Source organism: Acidimicrobiales bacterium (assembly GCA_035533095.1).
In the GTDB taxonomy this organism is placed as follows: domain Bacteria; phylum Actinomycetota; class Acidimicrobiia; order Acidimicrobiales; family Palsa-688; genus DATLUM01.
Map to the genome: position 1 here is coordinate 47,722 of DATLUM010000106.1, position 11,595 is coordinate 59,316.

Here is an 11,595-nt window from a genome sequence, read left to right on the forward strand (position 1 = left end):
GGCGAATTTTACGGCGTCAGGGGAACCCCCGGCGCCAGGCTGATGCCCGGCGACCCGCCGGCGCCGTAGATGTTCGACTCGGCGTAGAACGGCCCGTCCGCGCTGACGATCAGCGGTTCGTCGAGTGTGGGCCGCCCCTGGTTCAGGTGGATCGCCACCCTTCGGCCGGGGAAGACGGTGACCGGGCTCAGACCTGCCAGCGGAACCTGGGCGCCGGCGCTCAACCCGTCGATCACCACTCGCAGCGCCTCATTGCCGGGGTTGTACAGGACCACCCAACCGTCGTGCGACGAGTCCGCCAGCGCTCCGGCGACGAGCCACCGGTCGGCCGGGACCCGCTGCCCCAGCATCTGACCCAGGCCGCTCCAGGGGCTCGGGGTGCCCGCGGCGATCACCCTTTCCGCCACGACCGGCACCCCGTTGACGCTCTGGATAACCGCCGAGTGGGCCACGCCGGCGGGGATGCGCGCCTGTTGGTCGGAGGCCACCGGTATGACCTGGCCGGGTGGTACCGACAGCTCGAACGGCTCCGCCACCCCCTGGTCCAGCCCGATCGACAGGCGGACGTCTGCTGTCTGTGTCCCCGGGTTGTAGACGACGTACTGCTCCGACACGCCGTTGCCCGCGTTGCCGTCCGGCCAGACCCATTGGGTACCGGCGGAAGGAGCGCCGAGCAGGACGGTCACCCCGGCGATACCGGCCGCCGGGTCCGCGAGGGGGCTCTGGGCGGCGGGCGTGCCCAGGATCGCCGCGCCCGCGGCCGGCGGGTCAACCCATTGCGTCTCCCAGGCGACCACCCTTCCCGTGCGCGCCGTGACCGTGGTCGCTATCTGCTGGCGGCGGCGTAGGTGGTCGCCGAGGTTCACCGACACCAGGCCTCCGGGCGGGACCACGATCGCTTGGAAACCGACCGGCGATTCCACGCCCTGGTCGGTGGTGAACGACAGGTCGACGACGCTGTCAGTCGGGTAAGGGTTCAGCAGCGTTATCTCCACGCCCGCGTTGACGAGCGTCTGCCCCTGGGTGAAGTACCAGTGCGACGAGCCGGATGTCGCGCATGGCGTCGTCACGAGACCGCCGGGACCGTTGATCTCCTGGTCCACCGCGACGGCGCCGGCGTCGATGTCGACGATCGCTCCGATCCAGTCGGAGCCGCCGGGAACGTCCTCGCTGACGGATTGCCGGGAATCACCGCCGACCGAAACGGGGACCTTCACTGACGGCCCGCTGCTCGGCACGAGCGTGACGACACCGGTGGCGCGCCCCAGTCCGCTGTTGGCAATCACGACGGCGCCCGGGGCCCTGCCGCCGGACCTGTCCGTCGCGCCGGCGCAGAACCACGAAGAGGACAGGGCGGCCGCCGGTGCAGCAACCGGGATCTGGCCCGACGCGGCGGCAGCCGCTGTGCCCGCCTGTGACGGTGACGCATGACTGGACCCGGCCCGGTCGGCCAGGCCGCCGGCGACCAGCAGGGCCACCAGAACGACGACGATCGGGATGCGCGCCACCCCGCCGGCGGCTCGATGGCGGTGCTCCGGGAGCATTCCAACCGGCGAGCCGCCCTGCACCGGTGCGCCCTGAACCGGTGACTCAGACATCGATCCACACCTCGTCACCCTTCATGTCGTCCGCGCCGAGTGACTGAGACGACGGACGCCAGTTCCTTCTGTCCACCGCAGGGCTCACCGGGGTGAACCACTCCGGCCGCACTACCTCTGGATCGGGGTCCTGCCGGCGCCGCCGGCGGGCGTCGAGGATCACGAAGCCGACGACGGCGACCCAGGCGGCGATCTCCACGGCCTGCGCGGAGAGCAGCCCGGAGGAGACGGGAGGGCTGAGGGTCGCCTTCTCCCCGACTGCGACACCGGCCAGGTTCGACCGCACGCCCGGAACCTCGAAGCGCATTGCCCACCCGAACGCGGGCTTGGGGGAGAGATCGGTCGAGCCCGCGTGGAGGCTCCATCCGGCGTCGCGCGTGCTGCCGACGTAGACAGTCGAGCCCGCCGGCACCACCCCGCTCCCCGGGCCGCTGACCCCTCCCGACGTTCCGGAGGTGAGCGCGGGCTTGGCGGATGCCAGGTCCAGCTGTTGTATCTGCTTTCGGACGGCCTGCTCACCGGAGCCGGTCGCCGCTCCGCCGGCCACCCCCGACTGGGTCGCGGCCGCGGCGGCGGCAACCGCCGGGGTCAGCACGGCCCTGACCGGCTGCCATGCTGAGTTGAGGTAAACCGAATAGGCGGGGTCGACGTTGTCCGTCTGGAGGTCCGTCTGCAGCTTGAGGCCCTGCAGGAGAGCTGCCGGCACCGGCACGGCCGATCCCCCGGACCCGGCGGGCGAGGTGCGATTCGGGATGACCAGGTAGCGCACTCCGGCCAGGGCCAGGAGATGGCCGGCTTTGGTGGTCGAGCGATCCTCCACCAGCTGCAGGATCGATGCGAGCGCTGGCACGGCCCCGCGCCGTCCGCTCACCCAGAGGTCCGGGACGCCCGGCAGGCCGTCGAAGGACGTGGCGAACGCGATGCCGGGGTGCAGCTGGTAGCCGGCGATCGGTAGCGCGTCGGGAGCGCCGACCCACAGGACCCGGTAGTCGCCTTGGTGCGGGTCGGCGAGAAAGCCCAGCAACGACCCCGCGTCCGCGGAAGGCACCTTCCACCTTCCGCTACCGGCGGCGCCGAGTAGCGGGATGGCCGCCGCCACCATGGCGGCGGCGGCGACCGCCGCAGCCAGCTGGCGCCATCCGAAACGGTACCCGGGCAGATCGAGCTCGAACGCCACTGCACCTAGCGCGGCCGCGAGAGCGAGCGACGCCGCGGCCATCGTGAGAACCACGTCGGGCGGCAGCGCAGGGACCCATCCCCGGCTCGACATCCACGCAGCGGCGAAGCAGACGAAGGCGACCGACCACAGTCGAGCCGCCCAGACCAGCCGCCAACCTCTCCCGATGAACAGCGGAAGGGCGGCCACGACGAGTAGCGCCCAGCCCAGCACGCTGCCCCCGAAGGGCCCCGTCTGGAACCGCATCACCGCGCCCAGGCCGAGCTTGCCGGCCGGGCCCGGGTCGGGTCCGAGCAGCGCCACGCCGTTCCCGAGCACGGTGCCCGACCACGGAAGGAGCAGGAGCACCGCGACGAACGTCGCCGCGAAAGACAAGCCGACGATGCGCAGCCCCGACGACGACCGGCCCGCCAGCGCTGAGCCACCCAGCAGCCCGAGCGCGACCAGTGGCACCACGAACAAGAACGACGGCGCCACCGATCCCACGATGCCGATCAGGACGGCTATGCCCGCCACGCGGCCTTTGATCCGCGAAGGGTCGGTAATGGGGAACGGGGCCTGCCCGGATAACCGGCCGATCATGCCGAGTATCCACGGGGCGGCGGCATAGGCCACCAGCGCTCCCCAGTGGCCCCGAGCCAGCGAGTTGTAGGCGATGGGGCAGACGGCGTAGATCAGGGTCGCGGCCAACCGGCCGCGGCGCGAACCCCACCAGCGAGCCGCCCTGTAGGCGCCGAGGGGGCCGAGCACGAGGGGTGCCAGCACCACGACGTGCTGGAGGGTCCCGACCGCACCTCCGAGGGCAGTCCCGAGCAGCGCGAGCAGGCCTACCACCGGCGCAGCGGGGGCCGTAACCCCGACGCCTGTCTCGTGCCAGGTGGCCCACCATGCCCGCCAGAGGGTGCCTATCCCGGACGAGGTATTGGGCAGGCGCCCGATGGAGGGAATCTCGTGCCCGAAGAGTGACCGGGTGCCGATCAACAAAACGATGGCGAGCCCGAGAAGCACGAGCGTCGCGAGGCGGCGGTCGGTGGCAACCGGGGCTGGTCCCCTCTCCTCGTCGACGGCTGCCCCGGGGACGACGGGGAGGTTCTCCTCGTCCGGATCCCCGTACGCGATCGGCACGACCCGCCGGGCGGTCGGCGCAGGGGGCATCCCCTCGCGCACGTCATCGATTCGGGTGCGCACGAACGCGCGGAAGCGGGCGTTGCCCCGGCTCTGCAGCCTCCGGATCGACTTGTCGCCGGTTCGGCGGTGGCGCTGCAGGGACCGGCGGGCGCGCAGAACGTCCTTCAGGTTTGCGAACCCACGGAAGTAACAGACCAGAGCCCACCACGCGGCGCCTGGGCGGCCCTGCATCAGGCGGGTGGCGGACTCCCCGAGGATCCACAACAGCGCGAGCGGCAGGACCCAGACGAGGTCGTACCAGCGGTAACAGGTGAGGAGGGTCCTGATCCGATGGGCTTCCCGGAGGTACGCTCCGTCAGCCCGAGCGGAGGCGGTACCGCTGCCCGGGCGCAGCCCCTGCCGGGACGCCTGGAGATGCATGACCCTGGCGGCTGGAACCACGGTCACCCGCGCCCCGGCCACCCGGGCCCTCCACGACAAGTCCAGGTCTTCGCCGAAGCTGTCGATGCCCTTGTCGAAGCCCCCGAGCGCTTCGAAGAGGTCGGCCCGCACGAGGGTGACCCCGGAGGGTGCGACCAGGATCTCGCGGACGGCATCGTGCTGCTCCTGGTCCAGTTCGCCGGGGTCGATGAGGTCGTGCATCACCCCGACCCGGTCGGTGGTGGCCCCGACGGCGAGGAGACGCTCGGGGGCGTCCCACTGCACGAACTTGGGGGACGTGATCCCCGAGTTGGTCCTGTAGGCCTCCTCGACGAGCAACCGCATGGCGTCGGGAGCCAGCACGACGTCGTCATGACAGAGCAGGTAATGCGAGGCGCCGGCGACCAGGCGGCGCACCTCGTTGGCGGCCGTCCCGAAACCGACCCGGTCGGAGAGGCGATGAACGAAGGCTCCCGGGAGCACGGCGTTCACCGCGGGCGTCGGGTCGGTGGTGCTCGCGGCGTCGACCACGAGGACCGACATGTTGGGGTAGTCCTGCGCAGCGAACGACGACAGCACCTGCTCGAACCACGGGCCGGGGTTGCAGGTGACTACGACCGCCACGACCGCTGGGGCAGGCGCTTGAGATTCGGGGTCCATCCGGGCGGGCGAGCCTAGTGCCCGCGTTTTGCCGGGGCCGGTCGGGGAAAAGACCTAGAGGTCGCGGCTGTGACCGATGCCACGGTCAGGATCGGGTCGAAGTGCTTGCAGAGTGCTTGCAACTGTTATACAATATGGGTATCCCAGCAAGCGCCCCTGGTGGGTCGCCGAGGGATCGGATCGCAAGCAAGGAGAGAGAAGTGCCGGAGATTCCCTTCCCCCAGATCGACGTGAACAAGGCCGCCGCCGAATTCAACCAGGCGGTCAAGGACGGCGCCTACGTGGCCGTCGGCCTCGGAGTTCTCGGCTTCCAGCGGGCCCAGGTCCGCCGCGTCGAGCTGACCAAGCAGTTCACCGAGCTGGCCAAGGCCGTCGAGGCGCAGATCGGCGGGGTCGGCGAACTGGGCTCCCAGGTCGAGGCCTACGCCAAGCTCGCCCGCTCGCAGGCCGAGACCGCCCGCGAGGAGCTGACCCAGCAAGTCGGAGAGCAGCTGTCGGCCGCCACGAAGATGGTCGGTGTCCAGCTGGCGACGGCCCGCGAGCAGTTCGGCGATCTCACCAAGACCCTCCGGAGCTACGCCGGCATCAACTGAGCCGTCCGGCTGCCACCGGTCCGCCGGCGGTTCACATCCCCTTGGGTCAGCGCCCGGCCGCCTCTGCGGCCGGGCGCTTCCAGTAGGCGAGCACGTCGGCCAGCGTCTCGTCGAGGTCCACCTCGGGCGACCAACCCGTCGCCGAGCGGAGCTTGGAAGGATCTCCCCGCAGCTCCGGGAGGTCGACCGGCCGGACCCTCTCGGGGTCAACGACGATCGGGATGTCGACGCCCGCGATCCTCAGGAGCCGCTCTGCCACATCTCTGATGCTGACCGCGACTCCTGAGCAGACGTTGTACGCATCACCCGCCTCGCCCGACAAGGCCAGCGCCCTGTAGGCACGCACCACGTCGCGCACGTCGCTGATGTCCCGGCGCGCCTCGAGATTGCCCGTGTAGAGAGCAGGAGCCCCCGCGCGGGCGGCTTCGGCAACTTGCCGGGCAAGCGCGGGGACGACGAACTCCGTGCGCTGCCCCGGCCCGGTGTGGTTGAACGGGCGGGCCCTGACCACTTCGACACCGCGCCCGAGCCACGCCTGCAAAGCGGCGATCTCGGCCGCCGCCTTGCTCGCCGCGTACGGGCTGACCGGCGCAAAGGGCTGGTCCTCCGTGATCGGCAGGTCAGATCCGTCGACCCGCCCGTAGACCTCGGACGAGCTGACGAGCAGGACCCGCGGCGGGTGAGAGCATTGTGCGGCCGCCACCAGGACGTTTACGGCACCGATGGTGTTGACCGTGTACGTGGCGGCCTGGTCTTCCCACGAAGCGCCGACGCTGGCCTGGGCGGCGAGATGGAAGATGACCTCGGGAGCCGCCGCCACCACCGCCGATGCGATCGCCGCCGCGTCGGTGACGTCGACTTCGGCGTCGAGCCCCGTCACCTCGTCGCCCTGCGATTCGAGGTGGGCCACGAGCCATCGGCCCACGAACCCGTTGCTGCCTGTGACGAGCGCCCGCACGGAAGACGACGCTAGCGGCCGGTCAGCTCGCGGTATACGTCCCGGATTCCCGAGATCATCACCTCCACCGAAAGTTGCTCGCTCCTCGCGCGGCCGGCGGATGCGAGCCTGTCCCGCTCCTCAACCGACTCCAGCAAGTCGCCAAGCGCCCTCGCCCACTGCTCGACGGAGCCGGGCGTCACGAGCATGGCAGCGCCGGCCGTCACCTCCCTGAGCGCCGGGATGTCGGACGCCACCACGGGCGCGCCCTGGCTCATCGCCTCCACCACAGGCAGCCCGAACCCTTCGTGGATGCTCGGGAAGGCGAAGACCGCCGCGCCGGCGTAGAGCGCCCACAACTCCTCGTCGTCCACCCGTCCCAGCTGCACGACGTGCTCGGCCGCGAGCTCCGGCTGGAGCCACCCGTCGTAGCCGGCCAGCACCAACTGAAACCGCGGCGCACCGCTCCGCCGCCGCAGCTCGGCGACCGCAGCGACGAGGGTCCCGACCCCTTTTCGGGGCTCGAGGCTTCCGACCCAGAAGATGTAGGTCTCGCCGAGCAGCCCCCGGCCGGCGAGTATCTCGTCGCGCCGCGACGGCTCCACCACGCGTGGTGAGATCCCGTTGTGCACGACACGGATCCGATCGGAGGGTATGTCCGAGTTGTCGGTGATCTCCGACGCGGCCGCGTCGCTGACTGTCAAGACGATGTCCGCCCGGCGAGCCGCCGCCATCATGCCCTTTCGGTGGAACCGGCGGCCCCTCGGAGGGAACGCTTCGGGATACAGGTCCGCCGCAGCATCGTGGACCGTGACGACGAGCGGCACTCCCGATCTGGGCGGCACGGCGAGGGAGGGGGCGTGGACGAGGTCCGCCCTCCAAGCCCGGGGAATGTGCGGGATGCCGAGCGTGTGCCACGCGTCGTAGAGGAGCGGCCTCGGGATCGGCAGCATGCGCGCGTCGCAGTCGACACCGGCCACGTCGAACGCCGCGCGGACGTGCCGCCGTGGATGCAGCGCGGTGAAGGCGATGACCTCGTCGGCGGGAAACATGCGCGGCATTACAGTGAGAAGTTCCGACGTGTACCGGCCGATTCCGCCCGGTGACCGGTACAGGAGTTGCTCCGCATTGACTGCCACTCGCAACAAGCGAATCCTCTCCGTGCAACCTGTGGGCGACGGCGGAGGCTCCGAGCACGCCCTGATCCGCATGTTCCGCCAGTTGACGGAGGACGGTTGGGAGTGCCACGTAGCGGTCCCGGCGCCGGTGCGATTGGCCGAAGAGTATGCCTCCGCCGGTGCGACCTTGCACGTGCTGCCCATGGCCAAGCTCACGACGAGCGGTGGGCCGTGGCGTTGGGTCGCCTTCGCCGCGGCCTGGCCGGTCACAGTCGCGAGGCTCGCACTGCTCGTGCTGCAGACGCGGGCCGGCCTGGTGCACACCAACTCGCTGCATTCCTGGGTTGGCTGGGCAGCCGCCGCCGTGACGCACCGGCCACACGTGTGGCACGCGCGCGAGATCGTGTTCCAGTCAGCCGCCGCTCTGCGCCTGGAGCGCTTCCTCGCTCGCAACTTCGCCGATCTCGTTATCGCCATGTCAGGCGCGATCGCGGATCAGCTGGACCCGGCCAACGTCGTGGTCATCACCGACGAAGCCGACCCGCTCGTGTTTCGGCCGGACCGGGCGGGCACCTTCCGGGCTGCTGTCGGGATCCCCGACGAGCTCGTGCTGGTCGGCTCCGCCGCCCGCCTGGATACCTGGAAAGGATTCGACTCGCTGCTCGAGGCCTTCCCGATCGTGCGCGAGCAGCGACCCGGGGTCGACTTGGTGATCGCCGGAGCACCCGTAGCGGGGAAGGAGGCTTACGCGGCTGCCCTCGAATCGCGTGCCGCCTCGGTCGAGGGCGCCCACTGGCTCGGCCACCGGTCCGACGTGGCGGACCTCATGGCGGACCTCGATGTGTTCGTGGCTGTCTCGACGGAGCCGGAGCCTTTCGGGCTGGTCGTCGTGGAGTCGCTCGCGTCGGGCGTACCCGTGGTCGCCGGCGCCGCTGGGGGACCGCTGGAGATCCTTGGAGCCGAGGCGGTCGAACGGACCACGCCGGCGGGGCGCCTCGTCGAGCCCGGCAACGCGCCGGCGATCGCCGACGCCATCGTGTCGTTGCTGCCCGAGCGCAGCAGCACGCGGGCACGCCGGGAACGGGTGCCGCTGCGCAAGCCCGAGGAGGGACGCTTCGCCGAAGTCTTGGCGGACGTTCTGCGAGCGGGCAGGCTCAGCGCGTGGCGGCGATTTCCAGGTAGGCCCGGTGCAAGGCGGCGGACGACGCTTCCCAGTTGAAGGCCTCGACCCGCCTGTAACCCCTCTCGACCAGGCTCGAGCGGAGAACCTCGTCTCCGAGAACAGTTGAGATCGCTGCAGCAAACGCCCCGGCGTCGCCGGGTGCCACGAGCATCGCAGCGTCACCTGTCACTTCGGGCACCGAGCCCGCGGCGCTCGCCACGACCGGCACCCCAACCGCCATCGCTTCCAGGGGCGGGAATCCGAAACCCTCGTAGAGGGACGGGTAAGCGAGAACGGCCGCACCCCTCAGGACCTCGCCGGGATCGTCGAGCCAGCCCAACCTCTTCACCCGGTCACGGTGGCGCGCGGCGGCCACCGCGGCTGATAGCTGCGACTCGCCCCAGCCTGGCGGCCCCGCGATCCAGAGCTCGAGCTCGGGATGATCGCCAGCGATGTCGTCGAAGGCATGGACCAGCCCCGGGAAGTCCTTGCGCGGCTCCACCGTTCCCAGCGCGAGAACGTATGGCGGCCCACTGCGCCTCGGGTGATCCCGCTTGCCGTCGACTTCGACGCCCGGCGGGACGACGAAGACCCGGTCGGGGTCTACCCCGAAATGGTTGACGATCTCGTCGGCCACGAACCGCGATCCGGTGTGGACCCAGGCTCCGGTGTCGACCGCACGCTGCACGAGGTGCGGGTACCGGCGAGACGTGGCCGTGCACAGCTCTGGAAAGCGCACGGCAGCGAGATCCCACACCGTCACGAGCCGCTCTGCTCGCCGAGCCGGCGGCACGACGAAGTTGGTGCCGTGCACGACGTCCACCGGGCCGGTCCACGACTCGATGACCGGGAATGGCACCCTGCTCCACAGCCGTAGGAACACCCCTGCCGGCATGCGGGCCCGCGCGGGGCGCACACCTGCCGGAAGGTGGGCTCGCACCTTGTGCCATCCGGCTCCCGTGAGCCCGTAGCCGATCAGCGCGAGATCGGATCGCCGGGCGAGACCCTTGACCATCCCGGCAACCGCCACACCGATGCCCGTGCGGTCGCCGACCAGCGGCGTGGCGTCCAAGGCGACGGTGAGCACCGCCAGAACCTATCCGGGGTCGTCGATCCGCCAGGATATGTTGACTCGATGATCGCGGCCCTGGCTGGAGGAGTTGGAGCGGCACGCATGCTCAGCGGCCTCGCCTCCGCGATCGAACCGTCGCAGATCACGGCCGTGGTCAACACGGGCGACGACACGATCATGCACGGTCTGCACGTCAGCCCCGACCTCGACACAGTCACCTACACACTTGCCGGCATGATCAATCCCGAGACCGGCTGGGGGCTCTCCGGCGAGACCTGGTCGGCAATGGAGCAGCTACGCGCCTACAGCGGAAACCGGCTCGGATGGTTCAACCTCGGCGACAAGGACCTGGGCACCCACCTGTACCGGACCACGCGACTGGCGGAGGGCGCGTCGCTGTCGCAGGTCACGGCGGAGGTCGCCCGGAGGTGGGGCGTCCGGGTGAGGCTGCTGCCCATGTCGGACAGCAGGGTCGAAACCCGGGTGCTCGTCAAGGACGAACAGGGCACGACCGAGGACATCGCCTTCCAGGAGTACTTCGTCGCGCGCCGGCACAGCGTCGAAGTGGCCGGGGTGCGATTCGCGGGCGTCGAGGAGGCAACGGCCGCGCCGGGAGTCATCGAGGTGATCGAGCAAGCCGATGAGATCGTCATCTGCCCTTCGAATCCGATCGTCTCTATCGGACCGGTGCTGAGCACCGGGGGGATCGGCGAGGCCGTCGCCTCCCGGCGCGACGACTGCGTGGCCGTGTCGCCGATCATCGCCGGGCGGGCGCTCAAAGGACCCGCGGACAGGATGCTCGCCGAGCTCGGGCACGAGCCGTCGGTCATCGGCGTCGCGCGCATGTGGGCACCGTACGCTTCGACGCTCGTGATCGACGAGGCAGACCGCGCCCTCGCCGACCAGGTCGAGGCGTCGGGTATGCGCCCGGTGGTGGCTCCCACCGTGATGAGCGGTACCGCCGAATCGACAGCCCTCGCGATGATCGTGCTGCAAGCGGCGAGGCGATGACGGGCGCCGGCCCGCTTTCGATAATCCCCGTGAGGGGGATGCCAGAGGTGCGGCCGGGCGATGAGCTGTCGGAGTTGATCGCCGCCGCGGTGGAGCTCGCCGAAGGCGACGTCGTCGTGGTCACGCAGAAGGTCGTGTCCAAGGCGGAGGGTCGCCTCGTCGAGGTGGACCCGGACGACCCGTTGTCGCACAAGGAACTCGTCCGGCGCGAAGCGGTCCGGGTCCTGCGCCAACGCGGCGATCTGCTGGTGACCGAGACGCGTCACGGTTTCGTGTGTGCCAACTCCGGGGTCGATCTGTCGAACGTGGAGCGAGGGTGGGCGGCATTGCTGCCTATCGACGCGGACCGATCGGCACGCAGGATCCGTGACGGGCTGAGAGCACGTACCGGGGTCGGGATCGGCGTCGTCGTCTCCGACACTTTCGGCAGGACCTGGCGCAGGGGACTGACCGACGTCGCGATAGGGACTGCGGGTGTCGCCGCGGTAGTCGATCTGCGGGGGACTGCGGACGCGCTGGGCCGCGAGCTTGCCGTGACCGAGGTCTGCGTCGCCGACGAGCTTGCGGCAGCCGCCGAGCTGGTGATGGGGAAATCATCAGGTGTCCCGGTCGCCGTGGTACGCGGCGTCGATCCGTCGTGGCTGCGGGAGTCCTCGGTGCGCACCGAGATCGTGAGACCCTACGGCGAGGACCTGTTCAGGTAGGACGGGACTGCGGGG

The 11,595-nt window shown here is 70.4% G+C and carries 9 protein-coding genes; 4 read left to right on the forward strand and 5 right to left on the reverse strand.

The genetic code is table 11. The features are described from left to right. Positions 1–8: 8 nt before the first annotated feature. Both VNF71_13440 and VNF71_13445 read right to left on the reverse strand, forming a co-directional pair. On the reverse strand, positions 9–1,598 hold the full coding sequence (locus VNF71_13440) for a DUF5719 family protein (protein ID HVA75556.1): 1,590 nt from the start codon (positions 1,596–1,598) through the stop codon (positions 9–11). Then, positions 1,591–4,983 (reverse strand): glycosyltransferase, encoded by a 3,393-nt coding sequence (locus tag VNF71_13445; protein HVA75557.1) that lies wholly within the window; start codon positions 4,981–4,983, stop codon positions 1,591–1,593. The genes VNF71_13440 and VNF71_13445 overlap by 8 nt, the downstream gene beginning before the upstream one ends. Positions 4,984–5,183: 200 nt before the next feature. Between VNF71_13445 and VNF71_13450 the strand changes: the two genes are divergently transcribed. Continuing rightward, positions 5,184–5,576, forward strand: coding sequence for a hypothetical protein (locus tag VNF71_13450; GenBank protein ID HVA75558.1), 393 nt, complete (start codon positions 5,184–5,186; stop codon positions 5,574–5,576). A 46-nt stretch (positions 5,577–5,622) separates the two neighbouring features. On the opposite strand, the gene VNF71_13455 is transcribed toward VNF71_13450, so the two are convergent. Both VNF71_13455 and VNF71_13460 read right to left on the reverse strand, forming a co-directional pair. Continuing rightward, a complete protein-coding gene (locus tag VNF71_13455; GenBank protein ID HVA75559.1) occupies positions 5,623–6,534 on the reverse strand; it encodes a GDP-mannose 4,6-dehydratase in 912 nt (303 codons plus the stop codon). Between the two features lie 11 nt (positions 6,535–6,545). Beyond that, positions 6,546–7,652: a glycosyltransferase family 1 protein gene (locus tag VNF71_13460; protein ID HVA75560.1), complete on the reverse strand. Its 1,107-nt coding sequence runs from the start codon at positions 7,650–7,652 to the stop codon at positions 6,546–6,548. Between VNF71_13460 and VNF71_13465 the strand changes: the two genes are divergently transcribed. Further along, complete coding sequence (locus tag VNF71_13465; GenBank protein ID HVA75561.1) at positions 7,642–8,850, forward strand: glycosyltransferase family 4 protein; 1,209 nt, start codon at positions 7,642–7,644, stop codon at positions 8,848–8,850. The two genes, VNF71_13460 and VNF71_13465, sit on opposite strands and share 11 nt — an antisense overlap. Here VNF71_13465 and VNF71_13470 read toward each other — a convergent pair. After that, the gene (locus VNF71_13470; GenBank protein HVA75562.1) at positions 8,786–9,880 is read right to left on the reverse strand and encodes a glycosyltransferase family 1 protein; all 1,095 of its coding nucleotides are present in this window, start codon (positions 9,878–9,880) and stop codon (positions 8,786–8,788) included. The genes VNF71_13465 and VNF71_13470 overlap by 65 nt on opposite strands. A gap of 48 nt (positions 9,881–9,928) precedes the next feature. On the opposite strand from VNF71_13470, the gene cofD reads away from it, so the two are divergent. Together cofD and cofE are read left to right on the forward strand one after the other, a co-directional pair. Beyond that, positions 9,929–10,876, forward strand: coding sequence for a 2-phospho-L-lactate transferase (cofD, locus tag VNF71_13475; protein HVA75563.1), 948 nt, complete (start codon positions 9,929–9,931; stop codon positions 10,874–10,876). After that, positions 10,873–11,580, forward strand: coding sequence for a coenzyme F420-0:L-glutamate ligase (cofE, locus tag VNF71_13480; GenBank protein HVA75564.1), 708 nt, complete (start codon positions 10,873–10,875; stop codon positions 11,578–11,580). The genes cofD and cofE overlap by 4 nt, the downstream gene beginning before the upstream one ends. Positions 11,581–11,595 lie beyond the last annotated feature (15 nt).